Below are 15,563 nucleotides of genomic sequence, written 5' to 3' on the forward strand. Positions count from 1 at the left end.
CTCCGGTCATATGGGTTCTAATCATCGGTCCTTGGTATTAGATAACCATATCATGGCGTTTGACTTGGAAAGGTTCTATAGAGTGCTGAGCTTTTTCGCATTGCAGCGCGCCTGCGTGCTTGCGAGGAGCCGGTGAAAACGTGCGTAACGGCGCCTCTTGCGCCGGGAAGGTGTGGCCGATGGATGAGCTTCATCCTGAAAGAACGGAACTTCGCGTTCCCTATCGCGATATCGATATGCATGGGCGCATGCACACCGCCGCCTATATCGAGCATGCCGAGGAAGCGCTTGCGCGGTTCTGGCAGTATCGTCCGGAGGTGGAGAACGAACCCGCCTATGTGGTCCGCAAGGTCGGCTGCACGTTTTATCGTGGGTTGAAGAACGGCGAGACCGCGGATCTGGTGGTGCGCGCGGCCAAGATCGGCGGCAAGTCGATCGGCTTCAATGTCGCGGTGCAGGCCGGCAATCACATCGCCGCCGAGGTCGAACTGCTGTGGACGGCGGTCAATCGTGTGAATGGCGAACCGGCCCCGCTGCCGGAAGCGACACGGGACTGGCTGTTTTCGTTTCTCGATTAGCGCGGGGCCGGCCGATGCTGGTTCCGTACATCAGGCCTCGTTGGAGAGGCTTTTCGGCAGCAGCGGATAACCGACCATCACCGCGCGCGCGGCGAGCGCCGCCAGCACCGCCTTGATGATATCGCCCGGGATGAAGCCCATGGAGCCTGCGACGGCAGGGGAAATGCCCATGCCGATGCCATAGGCGAGCCAGGCGATGCCGAAGAAATAGACGACCACGATGCCGCCGGCGAAGGCCGCGATGAAGAAGCCGAAGGTCTGGCGCAGCGCATGATCGGTTTCCGCCGCATATTCGGCAAGCGCGCCCGCGACATAGGCCGCCGGCAGCCAGCCGATGAGGAAGCCTGCCGTCGGAGCCGCGAAACTGCCGAGGCCGCCGCGCCCGCCGGCAAGCACGGGAAGCCCGATCGCGACCAGCACGAACACCACCAGCACGGCCGCCGCGCCGCGCCTGCGCCCGAGGATCAGGCCGGCGAGCATGACGCCGAGCGTCTGCGCGGTGATCGGCACGGGAATGAAGGCGAGCGGTATGGCCGGCAGCAGGCCGAGCGCCACGATGATGGCCGCGAAAAGCGACACCAGAACCAGATCACGCGAGTTCATTTGACGTTCCTTCTGTCTTCTCCGCGAATGCCGCGGGCATCGATGGCGTCGGCGATACTGTCGGCATCGCGCAGGGTCAAGATGATCAGCGGGACAATCGCGCCCCGCGGGCGAAACCGTATCCCCCGGGCCCGGTGGGCATCGCGGATCGCGCCATAGCGGGAGAGAATATCCGGCACGAAGCGGATGACAAGCCCGACCGCCAGCCCGATATCGGCCGCGCGCACCAGCCCGGTCTTCTCGAGCGGCCGGGCGGCGCGCGTGATCGTGTCGATAAAGTCCGGCACGGAGGTCGCTGCCGTGATGGCGGCGGCCGCCAGCATCAGCGCCGAAAGCCTGAGCACGGAGACCAGCGCCTGCTCCCAGGGATTGAAGATCAGGCTGAAGCCGCCGACGAGCAGGACGGCGAGCGCCATCGGCACCAGCCGGGCCAGAGCCGGACGCAGTCTGATCGGCAAAGTGAAATAGGCAAATGCTGCGACGGCGGCGAAACCGGCCAGCCCCCAAAGGTTTGCCGTGAAGAACACGGCGAGCGAAAAGATGACCAGCCCGCCAAGCTTCACGCCCGGGGCCATGCGGTGGAGAATACTGTCTGCTTCGACATAGAGCGATTGCATCAGCGGTTCATCGCCTCGTATCGCGCGATGACGTCTTCCGGCGCGCCGTCTCCGGCAAGTCGCCCCTCGTGAAACAGCAGCACCCGATCGAAACCGCCCAGGATGGATAGATCGTGGGAGATGATAATGACATCCTCGTCAAGCGCCGCGATCGTATCGGCGACGCGGCGACGGTTCTTGAGATCGAGCTGGTTGGTCGGCTCGTCGAGGATCACCAGAGAGGGACGTGTGGCAAGCACGGCGGCAAGGGCGGCAAGCTGAAGTTCCCCGCCGGAAAGCTCATGGGCGCGGCGTCTGGCGAGATGGGCGATGCCGAGCCGGCCGAGTGCCTCCTGCGCGCGCTCGGGCACTTCAGCCTTGGCAACGCCGCGCGCCTTCAATCCCAGTTCGATATCGTCCTGAAGGATCGGCAGGATGATCTGGTTCTGCGGCGACTGGAACACAAAGCCTGCGTCCGCCATCACCGCTTGCGTTTCGGAAACAGTATCGCGGCCGTTGACCGCGACAGTGCCGGTCGTGGGCTGGGTCAGGCCGTTGATCAGCCGCGCGAAGGTGGTCTTGCCGGAGCCGTTGAGGCCGATCACGCCGACCCTGCGGCCGGTCAGCGTCAGCGTCAGCGGATGAAGCGCCGTGCGGCCTTCATGCGTTACGCCGGCCTCAATGAATTCGATCTGCAATCTCGCCCCCGGACATTTTTTCCTCTTATAGGCATGAAAGTCCGGTTCCGGAAGGGTCGTTCCCGCTGCTGCACAGGTTGCCGGGACGTCGCGTCAGGGCGGCGCGGATAGGATGTTCTTATTTTGTCCGAATCGGATTAGGCTCGCGCCATGACCATCACGATCTCCAACGCCGATGCCCGGCGCATCTTCCTCGCCCGACAGGGGCTCTCCATTCCGCCCGGCAGGGCGATGGACAAGGCCGGGCTTCTCGATCTGATCGAGACGATCGGCTTCGTGCAGGTCGACTCGATCCGCACGGTCGAGCGTGCGCATGACCTGATCCTGTTTTCGCGCAACCAGACCTTTCGCCGCGAGCATCTGACCGCGCTCTTGGAGCGCGACCGGGCGTTGTTCGAGCACTGGACCCACGACGCCTCCATCATTCCGATGCGGTTCTATCCCTATTGGAAACACCGTTTCCGGCGCGAGGAGGAGCGTCTGCAGGAGCGCTGGCGCAAATGGCACGGGGAGGACTTTGCCGCCGCGTTCGAGCACACCTATGAACAGGTGCGGGCGAACGGCCCGATCTTCGCGCGCGAACTGAAGCAGGACGATCACGTTTCCGGCGGCTGGTGGAACTGGCATCCAGCCAAGACCGCGCTGGAATATCACTGGCGCACCGGCCATTTCGCGATCTGCCACAGGCATAATTTCCAGAAGGCCTACGATCTGGCTGAGCGGGTGATACCCGGCCAGTATCGCCTTGAGGAAGTTGACCACGCGGAATTTGTCGACTGGGCCTGCCGCGCCGCGCTCACCCGGCTTGGCTTCGCGACCTCCGGCGAGATCGCCGCCTTTTTCGCCGTCGTCACGCCGCAGGAGGCGAAGGATTGGGTGGATGCCAATGCGGACCAACTCGCCGAGGTGCAGGTGGAAACCGTCGACGGCGGCAGGCCGCGCGCGGCGGTGGCGCTTGCCGAGGAGATGCCGGTTCTGTTCGACGTGCCGGAACCGCCCTCGCGGGTGCGCGTCTTGAGCCCGTTCGATCCGCTGCTGCGCGACCGGGCGCGGGCGGAACGGCTGTTCGGCTTTTCCTATCGCATCGAGGTCTTCGTGCCGGAGCCGAAGCGGCAATACGGCTATTACGTCTTTCCGCTGATCGAGGGCGACCGCATGATCGGACGGATCGACATGAAGGCCGACCGCAAGCGTTCCTCGCTCGACGTCCGCAGGCTGTGGCTGGAGCCGGGCGTGCGGGCCTCTTCCGGCCGTTTGGAAAAGCTCGACGCCGAGCTTGCGCGCCTCGCCCGTTTCACCGGTGTCGATAAGGTCGACTACCTGCCGGGTTGGCGGGACGAGGCTATCTGATCTCGACCGTCGCGGTGAAGCTGGTGCCGACGAGGCGAATCGTCTTGATCGGCAGGTCCATGTCGATCGCCCCGGCCTTGTGCTTCAGCCTTTGAATGATCGCGTCGATGCCGCGCGCCTCCGGCCGGTCGTCATAGCCAAGCTCGGCGGACAGTACAGCGCGGCTGACCGGATTGCCGCCGCCATCGGCAAGCAGTTTCAGGAAATCGAGCTCCCGGCCGGTAAGCTCGATCCGGGTGCCGTCGGGCGCGGTCAGCGTGTAGCCGACCGTATCGAGCTTCCAGGGGACTGCTGCAACGGAGGTCTTTTCGGAGAGGCGACGCGCCAGATTGTTGACCGCCAGAAGCAGTTCATCGCCATCAACCGGTTTCGTCAGATAGAGATCGGCGCCGGCGCTATAGCCGCTGATACGGTCCTCGCGGCCGGCACGGGCCGTCAGCATCACGATGCCCACGCCTTCGGTTTCCTTGGCAAGTTCCTCGGCAAGTTCGAAACCGCTGATATCGGGCAGGTTGACGTCGATGATGGCGACATCGAACTTCTGTTTTCGCAGTGCCCGGTAAAATTCGAGCCCGGAACTCGCTTCCGTCACCGTGTTGCCCCGCATCGTCAGGTAGTCGGCGAAGCTCTGCCGCAAATCCCGCTCATCCTCCACGAGAAGAATGCGGATTCCGTGTGCGTCGCCTTCTGCCTTTTGTGTCTGGCCAGCCATTGTGTGATGGGGCTCCCCTTGAGCGAGATGTGATGAGGCATGCGTCGGGACATATTTAATGTACGGCTTTGCTGACATGTCAAAGCCTGCCGTCAGGATGAGGCGGCCCGAGGTCGGCTTCGCTCCAGTTTCCAGATCGTCGCGTCATGTTTCGTTACATTGTATTACTTTATTTCCTGGATCGTGGGCAGCATTGGCGTGGTTTATATTTGATGCGGGTAAATATTTATTTTAGCATGAACAAAGTGCCGGGGACGCTGCCGGCGGTTTCAGCGGTTTCGGATCGGGGGACACATGAAAAAGTTTCTGGAAATGGTCGTCGTCGCGGCAATATGGGCGCTGCCGGCCGCGGCATTCGCGGGCTCCAATGTTGCGGTTGCCTATAGCAACTCCACCCAGGATGTCGGCTTTGCCGAAGCGGACTCCGAATCGGCGGCTAGCGACAAGGCGATGTCGGAATGCGGCAAGGGCGGCGCCGGCGACTGCGAGATTGCCTTTTCGGGCGCGGATATGTGCGTTTCGCTCGCGCGGGCGACGAGCAGGGCCGCGATGGGAATCGGCGCGGGTTCCAGCAGGCAGGCCTCCCAGGATGAGGCCATGGCAAAATGCGCCGAGGGTGGCGCGGAAGGCTGCAACATTCACGACACTTACTGCGCGCCGTCGAACCTCGAATAGCAGCGGTGATCAGGTTTTCGTCCGGCGCTCGGGGCGATTTCGTCTTGACGCAACGCGCCTCATCATTGCTTGGCTATAATGGTCGCAGCGGCAGCGACGCCGGGGCGCATGCCGCCTTCGCTGCGCCGCCGGCGTCTCGTTGAGGCGATGCTCCGGCCAAGCCGGATATGAGGGAGAAAATCGCGTTTGCGCCATCAATGCCGTCTTCTGTTCTGCGTGTTTTCAGTGCTTGTTGCCGCGATGCTTGCGGCCGTCGGTCCGGCGCGCGCCGATGTGATGTCCGAACCGGAATTCGCGATTTTCGCCGATCCTTCAGCGACTTTGACTCTGGCTGATATTATCGGAGGCGACGCCAACTTCAGGCCGGTGAAAAATCACGGGATTCCGGCACAGTTCACCACAGATGCGGTATGGCTGCGGGTTACCATCTCATCCGAAAAGACGATGCGGGCGGTCATGGCGCTGACTCCGACCTTCGTCGAGTTCGTGGACATCTATGCAGCCGATGAACGCCCCGGCCTGTCGGTGGCGGATTTCGCTCATTTCGGTCTCGGCGCGGGCCGGCCGCTTTCCGATGACGCCTTGTCCGGTTTCGAGGATGCGGTGGCGCTCGAACTCGGCGCCGGCATTCCGAAGGTGATCTATATCCGCGCTGCCTCTCCCAATGTCATGATGATGTTGAATGTGCGGTTCTATCAGCCGAGAGACTATCTGATGCACAAGGCGCTGGTCTCCACGGTCGGCGGCGCCGTGATCGGATGCATGGCGCTGCTGCTTGTCACCCAGCTCATGCTCTATCGCTCTGATCCCGATCCGCTCTATCTGTTTCTAGCGCTCAGCACGATCTCGGCGGCAGCCTATCATATGGGCAGTCTCGGTTATGCGCGGCTGCTGTTTTCCGAGGGCGGCAGAGGCAATGATCTGTTTCTGGCCTTCTTTTCGTCCTTCGGCTTGTTGGCCGGCGCGATGACGACGATGCGGGCGTTCGACCTCACCAGTCCGCGCCACTGGATGTATTGGGTCTGCGTCATCTCCGGCGCAGTCGGCCTTGTTTCCACGCTTTCGATTTTCGTCGGACTCAACCTCTACACAGCGCCGGTGCGCAACATCTTCATACTGGCCTGCGTCACGCTTGCGGCCATCTACGGGTTGGTGACGATCAGGCCGGGAGACTGGGCAAGCTATCTGCGCGCCGCCGCCTTCCTGGTGCTGTGGGTCGGAATGACTGTCATGCTGCTCTATTACTGGAATGTGCCGGGCCTGCCCGACTGGGCCTCAAAGGGCTACGCCATTGCCTGCCTGCTGGAGGCGCTGCTCCTCACTGCCATGCTGAGCTGGCGGCTCAGAGCCGCCCATCACCTGAACTCCGCCCTGCAGGAAAAAGCGCTCCAGGCCGCCCGCAGCGCCGGGCAGCGGGCGGCTGAAATGGTCGAAATACGCACCGCCGAACTCGCAGAGGCAAAACGCACCGCCGAGGCCGCGCTCGAAGCCGAGCTCCAGCAGCAGAAAAACCAGGTCCGTTTCATGGAGGTGATCTCGCACCAGTATCGTACGCCGCTCGCCTCGATCCGGTCCAGCGTCGATACGATGGAACTCGGGCTCAGGGACGATGACAAGGCCAACCATCTGCGGATCGCGCGGATACGGCGCGGCATTGCCCGTCTGGTCGAAGTGCTTGAAATCAATCTGGAGCGCAGCCGGGTGCAAGGCCTGGCGCTGGAGCCGGAGGCAACCGCCACGCCGGTCAGCATGATCGTGCTCGATGCCGCCCGCAGAAGCCGGGACCTGATGCCGGATGCCACCATTACCGTGGATATCACGGAGGATGCGGTCGGGGCGGCGATCTGCGTCGATGCCGATATGGTCAATCTGGCGCTGGTCAATCTTCTCGAAAATGCGGTGAAGTATTCGGGGCCGACCGGCAATGGATCGGTCATGCTGTCCGTTGAGATTGTCGGCGGCAATGTCCGGATTGCCGTTGAGGATCAGGGAATAGGCATTCCGAGCGACGAAATCGGCAAGGTGCTGCAGGCCAGGGTGCGCGGTTCCAATACAAGCAGGATAAAGGGCACCGGCATGGGGCTGTCGCTGGTGTCGCGCATCGCCACCGCCCACGCCGCCGCCATTGATATCGAAAGCGTCGAAGGCGGGGGAACGATCGTTATGCTTTCCTTTCCGATCGCTCAGGCCGGAGCGAGTCTGGAAAGCCGCGCGTAGTAAGACTCCAGTCGTTTTCCGAGCGGCACCTGGTATCGGGGTTGCCAGCTCAGCACGTAATAGGCGGCTGCGTCCGGCAGGGTGAAGCGATCACCCATCAGGAATTTCTGATCGCCCAGTTCCCTGTCAAGCTGCGAAAGCCCCCGCTCGATGGCCTGCCGGCCCATCGCCTTGACCTCTTCCTGCGCCTCGGCGGAACTGGCGAAAGCCGATGGCCGCTGCACCAGCGCCGTGCCGCGCATATGGATCGACGAGACGATGAAATCGAGCAGCTCCAGCGCCCTTGCCTCGCCATCGGGGTCCGTCGGCAGCAGTTCGGCCTCGGGATATTTGCGGGCAAGCCAGAAGGCGATCGCCGGAAACTCCGTGAGCAGCCTGCCATCGTCGCGCAACAATGCGGGAACCTTGCCCTTCGGGTTGATCGCGAGATAGTCGGGTTGGCGCTGATCGCCTTTCCTCACGTCGAGCTCGTGAATTTCGTAAGGTACGCCGATGATGTCGAGGAGCAGAACAATCCCGTCGGAACAGGCGCCGGGCGCGTGGAACAGCTTCATGGATAACTCCCGAATGACTCAGTGATCATGATGATCATGGCTGCAATATTCGTGATGCACCGGCGGTTTCCCGAGGCTTTCGCGCATATCCTTCATCTCCTCGAAGAAGGGGATGGGCACGCGGTTGGGTCGGATCGGCGCATTGTCGAAATCGTCATACAGCGTTCGCAGCGTCACGACAACGCGCTCGGCGTCGTTCCAGTCGCGATATTCGCCGAGTTCGATCTTGTATGCGGCGTCGAGATAATCCACGCCCTGCTCGTAGAACGGACGAGCCTTCTCGGTAATTTCGAGCAGGTAGTCGCGCATCTTGCGCACGTCTTCCTTGGTGGACAGCGGGCCATGGCCGGCGACGATGATCTCGACATCCATGTCCAGCACCATGTTGCAGACATTGATCCAGCGGGCGATCGGCCCGTACCAGGCGATCGGCGTGCCGGCGGAAAACAGGATGTCGCCGGTGTAGAGAACCTTGTCCTCCGGCACGTAGATCAACGCGTCGCCGAGCGAATGGGAGGGACCGACCTCGATCAGCTCCACCGTCTTGTTGCCGACCTTGATGGTCATGCGGTCCTTGAAGGTCTCGGTCGGCGGCGTCAGTTCGATGCCGGAGAAATCGAACGGGCGGAAGCATTCGGCCATGAACTCACCGGAGCGGCCGAATTTCTTCGGATCGTTTTGAACCGCGAGCAGGACCTTGGGGTCGAAGCGGTTGAAATCGCTGACCGTGCCCTCGGTGCCGATAATGCGCGCGCCCTTGACCAACTGATTGCCGAAGGTGTGGTCGCCATCGGCATGGGTATTGACCAGGATGCCGATCTTTTCCGACGCCGGCACGGCGTTGCGCATCTCGGCCAGCATGTCGGCGGTGCATTTCAGGTCGAACAACGTGTCGACAAGCAGGGTGGCCTCGCCATCGGCGATCAGCCCGGCATTGGACCAGCCCCATGAACCGTCCGGCACCAGATAGCCCCAGCAGCCATTGCCGAGATCGTGTAGACCCTTGGTATATTTCCATCTGGACATTTCTTTCTCCCTAAAGCAGTGCGGTGGCGATGGCCGGGAACAGGAATACGAGCGCGAGCACGAACAGCATCATCAGCGCGAACGGGGCCGCGCCGCGGAAGATCTGCCCGAGCGTGATGTCGCTGTCCGGACCGAGCGTTGATTTGATGACGTAGACGGCGATGCCGAAGGGCGGCGTCAGAAGGCCGATCTCGACGGCGAGGATCGCGATCACGCCGAGCCAGATCAGGTCGACGCCGAGACCGTTCAGGATCGGAACCGCGATCGGCAGCACCAGCAGCATGATCGAGGAACTGTCGAGAATGGTGCCGAGCAGCACCATGACAACGACCATCGCCAGCACCACGCCCTCGGTCGAAAATCCGGCCTCCAGCACCGTGCGGCCCAGCCAGCCCGGCATGCCGGTGAAGGCGAGCATGCGCGAATAGAGGCTGGCGCCGATGATCAGGAAACAGATCGATGCGGTGGTGTGGCCGGTCTGGACCAGAACCTGCCAGAAATCGCGCCAGTTGAGGCGGCGCTTGACGATCGCGATCGCGAGCGCCCCGGCGGCACCCGCGCCGCCCGCCTCCGTCGGCGTGAACAGGCCGCCATAGATGCCGCCGAGCACGAGGGCCACAAGGGCTGCGATCGGCAGCAGTTTGGCTGCGATCTCGCCCCAGCCCATATGCGGGGCGTCGAATTCCTGCGCCATCTGGCCGCCGACGAAGCCCGGCCTGAGATGCGCCATGGCGATGATGCCGATGCTGTAGGTGACCGCCAAGAGCAGGCCGGGCAGCACGCCGGCGATGAACAGCGAGCCGACCGATTGCTCCGTCAGGATGCCGTAGAGGATGAACAGCAGCGATGGCGGGATCAGCATGCCGAGCACCGAGGAGCCGGCCACCACACCGACCGAGAATTCGGGCGTATAGCCCCTGGCGCGCATCTCCGGCACGGCGACCTTGGTGAATACGGCGGCAGATGCGATCGAGATGCCGGTGATCGCCGCGAACACGGCGTTCGCCGCCACGGTCGCGACCCCGAGCCCGCCGCGAATGCGCCGGAAGGCCTGTTGCGCGACATCGAACGTGTCGCGGCCCATGCCGGAGATCGAGACCACCAGCCCCATCAGCACGAACAGCGGCACCACGCCGAAAAGCTGGTCGGTGATCGAATCCTTGAAGGCGAGGACCAGCATGTTGGCGGCGAGATCGAAATTGTCCTTCAGCACCCAGACGCCGACAAAACTGACGAGGATCAGCGCAATCGCGACATGCAGCCCGGCATAGATGAGGACCAGCATCAGGGCGACCGAGCCGAGCGCGATTTCAACGCCGCTCATACGGCCTCTCCCTTCAGGGCGGCGAGAGAGTTCGCCAGGAATTGCAGGATGGTCGCCGCCATGCCGATGCTCATCAGCCCGTAAAGCGGCCATGTCGGTATCTGGAAGAAGCCGGGATTGCCCATGAAATGCCGCTCCGGCCTGTCCCAGGCGCTGAGGAATGACGGCAGGAAATGCCAGAGCGCGATCGCCAGAATGCCGGCACCTGCGAGATTGTAGAGCGCCAGCAGGAAGCCTTTCAGCCGCGGGCTGTGGCGCTCGGCGACGATCAGCAGCAGATCGGATCGGGTCAGCGATCCGCTGCGCAGCGTGTGGGCCAATTGCAGGAACACGATGCCGACGATGGAAAAGGCCACCATTTCGGCTACGCCCGCGATCGGCGCGTTGAAGACGCCGCGCATGATGATGTCGGCGCAGATCAGCAGCATCAGGCCAAGGATCCAGACCGAGCCAAGGGCGTTGAGCCCGGCGACAACGGGGCCAAGCAGCAGGCCCGGCCGGCCGCGTGCATTTGCCATGATTTTCTCCAGATTGGTCTTCGGACGGGCCCGGCAATGCATGCCGGGCCGCGCCGGATTATTCGGCGAGATAGTCGCGCGGGAAGGTGAAGCCGTCTTCGGCCAGCGTGTCGCGGTAGATTTCGAGCATCTCGTCCACCGGCTCGCCGCGGGCGAGCGCCGCCTCGCGCCATGCCGTCACCGGGTTGTCCATGCCGTCGATCCAGGCCTGGCGTTCGGCGGGCTCCATCTTGATTTCCTCGCCGCCGCCCTCAAGCATGGTCTTTTCATTGGCTGCGTATTTTGCCGACTGCTCCGCGAAGAAGGCTTTGGAATAGGCTTCCGCGCCCTTGCGGAAGGCGTCCTTGGTGTCGTCGGAGAATTCGTCCCATATCCGTTCGGCAACGCCGAGCCCGCCGATATACATCGCGCCGAAATCGGTGCGGTTCCAGTAGGGCGCGACCTCGTAGATGCGGGCTGGAACATTGGCCGTCATCCAGCCGATATTGCCGTCGTAAACCCCGGTCGAGATGTCGTTGTAGAAGGTGACGTAGCTGCCCTGGACGCCGACCGCGCCGGTGGAATTCAGCCAGGCAAGGTTCGGCCCGGCACCGCCGATGCGCATGCCGTCCATGTCCGCGCGGGTCCGGATCGGGCGCTTGGCGGCAATGTTGTAGCCGTCGATCGCCACGCCGCCGCCGATATAGACGACGCCGGTTTCATCCGTGAGCTGGTCGATCAGGCCTTCGGTGCCGTAAAGCGCCTTCTCGACCGCCGAGGTGACCATCTCCGGATCGATCGGGCCGAAGGGCATGGCGTAGGTGATATTGAGTATGCCCATGCCGGCGGGATCGAACACGCCGGAGGCCATCGCGACATCGGCAATGCCGGTCTCAAGCGCCTCCGCTTCCGAGCCGAGCTTCATCAGCGTACCGCCATAGGCCTCGGTCCATTCGATCTGCAGGTCGCCCTTTTCGGCGAGCGCTTCATTGACCGTGGGAATGAAGGTCTCGTGCATGTGCTTGACCCAGAGAAACACCTCCGGGTGCCCCGATGCGATGGTGAGACGCAGCGTCTCCTGGGCCATCGCCGGTGAGAGAGCTGCGAGCGCGACGCCGCCTGAAAGCGCAAGTGTGGTGATAATTCGGTTCATGAAATCCTCCCTGATTGTCACCGTTGCCGGTGCCTCCACAAAAAAGGATAATAGGACTTGAACAACTGTTCAACCTTTTTTATTGTTTGTTCAATTCAGGACGGGAAAGCAGCGTGAACGAGCCAAAAAACCAAGAAAAACAGGGTGCGACGTCGAAAGAGAAAATCCTTTCGGCCGGCGAAGCCGTGTTCGGCAAATACGGCTACGACGCGACGACGGTGCGCAAGATCGCCGCTCGCGCCGATGTGCCGGTGGCCCTGATCAACTATCATTTCGGCTCCAAGGAAGGGCTTTACCGCGCCATTTTCGAAACCCGGTCGCCGGCGATCCGCGGCCAGCGCGTTGTCGGGCTCCAGCTTGCCCGTTCGGAGGCCGATTGGGACAAGCGCGTGGAACTCGTGGTCAAGGCGCTGATCGTGCCGATGTTCGGCCTGCGCGATAACGCCAACGATGGCGCCTTCGGCCGTATCCTCGCCCGCGAGCTTTCCGATCCAAGTTCGGAGGGGCGCGGGATCTTCCGCGAGATGTTCGATCCGGTGGCCGAGATGATGCTCGACGCGCTTGCGGAATGTTTTCCGGACTGGACAAGGGCCGAGGTGAACTGGGCCTACCAGACCATGCTCGGCGCGATGATGATCGTAATGATGGACAATGGCCGCATGGCGCGCCTTTCCGGAGGCACCGCGGATTCGGCCGATACCGCTGCGGCGGCCACCCATATCGTCGCGATGCTGACCGCCGGTCTCAAACATCGCGACCGGAGCCAGACAGCCAATAGCTAAATCATGTTTTCTTGGGAGGAAATGCAATGAAACTGGTGACTTATGATCGCGGCGACGGCGTCGGCCGCCCCGGCGCGCTTCTCGGCGATGGCGAACGCATCCTCGATCTCGCCGCCGCCACCGACGGGGCCATTGCCTCGATCCAGGGGCTGATCGAGGGCGGTGACGCGGCACTCGAACGCGCCCGGCAGGCCGAGGCCTCGGCAGCGAACGGCCATATGCTGGAACGGAGTGCCGTCAGGCTGATGGCGCCCATCGAGCCGCCGATCCAGATGCGCGATTGCCTCTGCTTCGAAACTCATCTGAAACAGGCCTTCCAGCAGGCCCGCAAGCTGCGTGCCCGGCAGTTCGACAATCCGGAAGAGGCGGAGGCGGAGATGGCCCGCAAGGGCATTCTCTCGGTGCCGGAAACCTTTTACGAACAGCCGATCTACTACAAGGCCAATCGCTTCTCCGTCGTCGGCCACGAAACCGATGTGATCTGGCCCAGCTATTCCAAATTCATGGATTTCGAGCTGGAATTCGGGATTTACATCGGCAAGACCGCCAAGGACATCAAGGCCGCCGACGCCCGTCCCTATATCTTCGGCTACACGATCTTCAACGATTTCACCGCCCGCGATGCCCAGACCGCCGAAATGGGCGGCCAGCTCGGCCCCGCCAAGGGCAAGGATTTCGACACCGCCAACCCGATGGGCCCGTGCCTGGTGACGGCGGATGAATTCGGCAACCCCTACGACAAGACCATGATCTGCCGCGTCAATGGCGAGGAATGGGGTCACGGCAATACCGGCACGATGTTCTGGAGCTTCGAACAGGTGATCGAGCACGTCTCTGCATCCGAAACGCTGCGGCCCGGTGAGTTTCTGGGCTCCGGCACGGTCGGCAACGGCTGCGGGCTCGAACATATGCGCTTCCTGTCGCCGGGCGATGTCGTCGAACTCGAGGTCGAGGGTATCGGCATCCTGCGCAACAGGCTGGTCAAGGTCGACTGAGATGGCGCGCATCATCGGCTGGGGCCATACGCCCTTTGGACGGCTTGCCGAAACGCTGCCCGAACTCGTGGTTTCTGCGGGAAGGGAGGCGCTGGAGCATTCCGGCGTTCCCGCTTCAGAAATCGGCGGAATCTGGCTCGGGCACTTCAATTCCGGCATGGTCGGCGATGCCTTCGCCTCCTCGCTGGCGCTCGACATCGATCCCGACCTGCGTTTCACGCCCGCGACCCGGCTTGAAAACGCCTGCGCCTCCGGCTCGGCGGCGCTATGGGGCGCCATCGATGCGGTGGAGGCGGGCAGGGTGGGTGCGGCGCTGGTGATCGGCGTGGAGAAGATGGCCCATCTGACCACGCCGGAAGTGACCGCCGGGCTTGCCGGCGCGTCCGACCAGCGGGAGGAGGCTGGCGTCTCCTTCCCTGAAATCTTCGCCCGCTTCGCAAGGGCCTATGCCGCCCAATATGGCGACAGGACGGATGCGCTTGCTCGCATCGCGGTCAAGAACCACGCCAATGCCATGGCCAACCCGCTGGCGCAGATGCACAAGCCGCTCGATTTCGATTTCTGCCGGCAGGTGTCCGAGCGCAACCCGATGATCGCCGATCCGTTGAAGGTCACCGATTGCTCGTTGATTTCCGATGGCGCGGCAGCGCTCGTGGTCATCCGCGACGAGGCGGCGCGGGGTGCCGCGCGGGCGGTTGCCATCCGGGCACGCTCCCAGGTCAGCGATTTTCTGCCGATGTCGCGCAGATCGTCGACGGAACTCACCGGGGCGGCGATGGCGATCCGGCAGGCGCTTGAGGCGGCAGGGCTCGGCATTAGCGATATCGATGTGGCGGAGGTGCATGACTGCTTCACAATCGCCGAACTGATGGTCTACGAGGCGATGGGGCTTGCCGCACCGGGCGAGGGCCACCGGGCGATCGAGGAGGGCTGGGTCGCGCGGGACGGCATCTTGCCGGTCAATCTTTCCGGCGGGCTGAAGGCCAAAGGCCATCCTGTCGGCGCCACCGGCGTTTCGATGCATGTCATGGCCGCAAGGCAGGTTCTGGGCGAGGCGGGCGACATGCAGCGCGCCGGCGCCGAGCGCGCGCTGGTTTTCAACATGGGCGGCTCTGGCGTCGCCAATTATGCCTCGGTGCTTGAGGCGGCGGCGACATGAACATCGCCCACTGGCTCGACCGCGCGGCCAAGCGCTGGCCCGCAGCACCCGCCTTGCTGCTGGGCTCGGAAATGGTGGCCGATTACGCCGCGTTTAACGCGCGCGCCGGCGGCTTCGCGCGCTTTCTTGCCGAGGAAGTGGGTGTTGCGCCGGGCGATCGGGTCGTGCTGTTCATGAAGAACAGCCCGGAATATCTGATCGCTCTGTTCGGCATCTGGAAGGCGGGGGCGGCAGCGGTGCCGGTCAACGCCAAGCTGCATCCGAAGGAGGCGAACTGGATCATCGAACATTCCGGCGCGCGGCTCGCGCTGGTTTCCGAAAGCCTGGCCGCAGGCATCAAGGCTCCAGCGATACTGACTGTGCCGGGCGAGACATTCGCCCGCGCAACACAGATGCAGCCGATGACGACTGAGGAGCGCGGACCGCGCGAACTCGCTTGGCTGTTCTACACCTCCGGCACCACCGGCAGGCCCAAGGGCGTGATCATAACCCACGCCATGCTTGCCGACATGTCGCTCAGCTATCTCGCCGATGTCGATGATGTGACAGAAAGCGATGCGGCGCTTTACGCCGCGCCGATGAGCCACGGCGCGGGTCTCTACGCGCTGGTTCACGTGCTGCGCGGCGCGGGCCATATCTGCCCG

The 15,563-nt window shown here is 63.0% G+C and carries 17 protein-coding genes; 8 read left to right on the forward strand and 9 right to left on the reverse strand.

The window, feature by feature from the left end:
* Positions 1–179 precede the first annotated feature (179 nt).
* A complete protein-coding gene (locus B4E36_RS04750) occupies positions 180–578 on the forward strand; it encodes an acyl-CoA thioesterase (RefSeq protein WP_292058511.1) in 399 nt (132 codons plus the stop codon).
* 30 nt (positions 579–608) lie between these two features.
* Here B4E36_RS04750 and B4E36_RS04755 read toward each other — a convergent pair whose 3' ends face one another.
* Genes B4E36_RS04755 through B4E36_RS04765 form a run of 3 tightly spaced genes read right to left on the reverse strand, consistent with a single transcriptional unit; the run spans position 609 to position 2,475 of the window.
* Entirely contained in the window at positions 609–1,181 is a 573-nt protein-coding gene (locus B4E36_RS04755) for a biotin transporter BioY (protein WP_018065430.1), read from the reverse strand.
* The gene (locus B4E36_RS04760; RefSeq protein WP_018065429.1) at positions 1,178–1,798 is read right to left on the reverse strand and encodes an energy-coupling factor transporter transmembrane component T family protein; all 621 of its coding nucleotides are present in this window, start codon (positions 1,796–1,798) and stop codon (positions 1,178–1,180) included. Before B4E36_RS04760 ends, B4E36_RS04755 begins: the two co-directional genes overlap by 4 nt.
* On the reverse strand, positions 1,798–2,475 hold the full coding sequence (locus tag B4E36_RS04765; RefSeq protein ID WP_292058502.1) for an energy-coupling factor ABC transporter ATP-binding protein: 678 nt from the start codon (positions 2,473–2,475) through the stop codon (positions 1,798–1,800). Before B4E36_RS04765 ends, B4E36_RS04760 begins: the two co-directional genes overlap by 1 nt.
* Positions 2,476–2,625: 150 nt before the next feature.
* Between B4E36_RS04765 and B4E36_RS04770 the strand changes: the two genes are divergently transcribed.
* Positions 2,626–3,825: a winged helix-turn-helix domain-containing protein gene (locus B4E36_RS04770; RefSeq protein WP_292058499.1), complete on the forward strand. Its 1,200-nt coding sequence runs from the start codon at positions 2,626–2,628 to the stop codon at positions 3,823–3,825.
* On the opposite strand, the gene B4E36_RS04775 is transcribed toward B4E36_RS04770, so the two are convergent.
* On the reverse strand, positions 3,818–4,537 hold the full coding sequence (locus tag B4E36_RS04775; RefSeq protein ID WP_292058496.1) for a response regulator transcription factor: 720 nt from the start codon (positions 4,535–4,537) through the stop codon (positions 3,818–3,820). The genes B4E36_RS04770 and B4E36_RS04775 overlap by 8 nt on opposite strands.
* Before the next feature lie 294 nt (positions 4,538–4,831).
* Between B4E36_RS04775 and B4E36_RS04780 the strand changes: the two genes are divergently transcribed.
* Complete coding sequence (locus B4E36_RS04780; protein WP_292058493.1) at positions 4,832–5,212, forward strand: DUF4189 domain-containing protein; 381 nt, start codon at positions 4,832–4,834, stop codon at positions 5,210–5,212.
* A 276-nt stretch (positions 5,213–5,488) separates the two neighbouring features.
* Complete coding sequence (locus B4E36_RS04785; protein WP_345900052.1) at positions 5,489–7,429, forward strand: sensor histidine kinase; 1,941 nt, start codon at positions 5,489–5,491, stop codon at positions 7,427–7,429.
* Here the strand turns inward: B4E36_RS04785 and B4E36_RS04790 are convergent.
* Genes B4E36_RS04790 through B4E36_RS04810 form a run of 5 tightly spaced genes read right to left on the reverse strand, consistent with a single transcriptional unit; the run spans position 7,396 to position 11,983 of the window.
* The gene (locus B4E36_RS04790) at positions 7,396–7,983 is read right to left on the reverse strand and encodes a glutathione S-transferase family protein (RefSeq protein ID WP_345900050.1); all 588 of its coding nucleotides are present in this window, start codon (positions 7,981–7,983) and stop codon (positions 7,396–7,398) included. The two genes, B4E36_RS04785 and B4E36_RS04790, sit on opposite strands and share 34 nt — an antisense overlap.
* 18 nt (positions 7,984–8,001) lie before the next feature.
* A complete protein-coding gene (locus tag B4E36_RS04795; RefSeq protein ID WP_292058194.1) occupies positions 8,002–9,009 on the reverse strand; it encodes an MBL fold metallo-hydrolase in 1,008 nt (335 codons plus the stop codon).
* A gap of 10 nt (positions 9,010–9,019) precedes the next feature.
* Positions 9,020–10,333, reverse strand: coding sequence for a TRAP transporter large permease (locus B4E36_RS04800; protein ID WP_292058196.1), 1,314 nt, complete (start codon positions 10,331–10,333; stop codon positions 9,020–9,022).
* Positions 10,330–10,851, reverse strand: coding sequence for a TRAP transporter small permease subunit (locus B4E36_RS04805; RefSeq protein ID WP_292058198.1), 522 nt, complete (start codon positions 10,849–10,851; stop codon positions 10,330–10,332). The genes B4E36_RS04800 and B4E36_RS04805 overlap by 4 nt, the downstream gene beginning before the upstream one ends.
* 58 nt (positions 10,852–10,909) lie before the next feature.
* Complete coding sequence (locus tag B4E36_RS04810) at positions 10,910–11,983, reverse strand: C4-dicarboxylate TRAP transporter substrate-binding protein (protein WP_292058200.1); 1,074 nt, start codon at positions 11,981–11,983, stop codon at positions 10,910–10,912.
* A gap of 113 nt (positions 11,984–12,096) precedes the next feature.
* On the opposite strand from B4E36_RS04810, the gene B4E36_RS04815 reads away from it, so the two are divergent.
* From B4E36_RS04815 to B4E36_RS04830, 4 genes are all read left to right on the forward strand, one after another.
* Positions 12,097–12,765 carry a TetR/AcrR family transcriptional regulator gene (locus B4E36_RS04815; RefSeq protein ID WP_292058202.1) on the forward strand — a complete coding sequence of 223 codons (669 nt, stop codon included), beginning with the start codon at positions 12,097–12,099 and terminating at the stop codon, positions 12,763–12,765.
* A 26-nt stretch (positions 12,766–12,791) separates the two neighbouring features.
* Positions 12,792–13,760, forward strand: a complete 969-nt coding sequence (locus tag B4E36_RS04820; RefSeq protein WP_292058203.1) for a fumarylacetoacetate hydrolase family protein — start codon at positions 12,792–12,794, stop codon at positions 13,758–13,760.
* Between the two features lies 1 nt (position 13,761).
* Positions 13,762–14,919 carry a thiolase domain-containing protein gene (locus B4E36_RS04825; protein WP_292058205.1) on the forward strand — a complete coding sequence of 386 codons (1,158 nt, stop codon included), beginning with the start codon at positions 13,762–13,764 and terminating at the stop codon, positions 14,917–14,919.
* Positions 14,916–15,563: AMP-binding protein (locus tag B4E36_RS04830; RefSeq protein WP_345900051.1), on the forward strand; the 648-nt coding region annotated here is incomplete at its 3' end. The genes B4E36_RS04825 and B4E36_RS04830, both read left to right, overlap by 4 nt.

The sequence above is a fragment of the Martelella sp. UBA3392 genome (assembly GCF_002358775.1).
GTDB lineage: Bacteria > Pseudomonadota > Alphaproteobacteria > Rhizobiales > Rhizobiaceae > Martelella > Martelella mediterranea.

Coding starts and splice junctions, on each gene's coding strand:
- B4E36_RS04750 (WP_292058511.1), top strand. CDS start 180: ATGGATGAGCTTCATCCTGAAAGAACGGAACTTCGCGTTCCCTATCGC.
- B4E36_RS04755 (WP_018065430.1), bottom strand. CDS start 1,181: ATGAACTCGCGTGATCTGGTTCTGGTGTCGCTTTTCGCGGCCATCATC.
- B4E36_RS04760 (WP_018065429.1), bottom strand. CDS start 1,798: ATGCAATCGCTCTATGTCGAAGCAGACAGTATTCTCCACCGCATGGCC.
- B4E36_RS04770 (WP_292058499.1), top strand. CDS start 2,626: ATGACCATCACGATCTCCAACGCCGATGCCCGGCGCATCTTCCTCGCC.
- B4E36_RS04775 (WP_292058496.1), bottom strand. CDS start 4,537: ATGGCTGGCCAGACACAAAAGGCAGAAGGCGACGCACACGGAATCCGC.
- B4E36_RS04780 (WP_292058493.1), top strand. CDS start 4,832: ATGAAAAAGTTTCTGGAAATGGTCGTCGTCGCGGCAATATGGGCGCTG.
- B4E36_RS04785 (WP_345900052.1), top strand. CDS start 5,489: ATGTCCGAACCGGAATTCGCGATTTTCGCCGATCCTTCAGCGACTTTG.
- B4E36_RS04790 (WP_345900050.1), bottom strand. CDS start 7,983: ATGAAGCTGTTCCACGCGCCCGGCGCCTGTTCCGACGGGATTGTTCTG.
- B4E36_RS04795 (WP_292058194.1), bottom strand. CDS start 9,009: ATGTCCAGATGGAAATATACCAAGGGTCTACACGATCTCGGCAATGGC.
- B4E36_RS04800 (WP_292058196.1), bottom strand. CDS start 10,333: ATGAGCGGCGTTGAAATCGCGCTCGGCTCGGTCGCCCTGATGCTGGTC.
- B4E36_RS04805 (WP_292058198.1), bottom strand. CDS start 10,851: ATGGCAAATGCACGCGGCCGGCCGGGCCTGCTGCTTGGCCCCGTTGTC.
- B4E36_RS04810 (WP_292058200.1), bottom strand. CDS start 11,983: ATGAACCGAATTATCACCACACTTGCGCTTTCAGGCGGCGTCGCGCTC.
- B4E36_RS04820 (WP_292058203.1), top strand. CDS start 12,792: ATGAAACTGGTGACTTATGATCGCGGCGACGGCGTCGGCCGCCCCGGC.
- B4E36_RS04825 (WP_292058205.1), top strand. CDS start 13,762: ATGGCGCGCATCATCGGCTGGGGCCATACGCCCTTTGGACGGCTTGCC.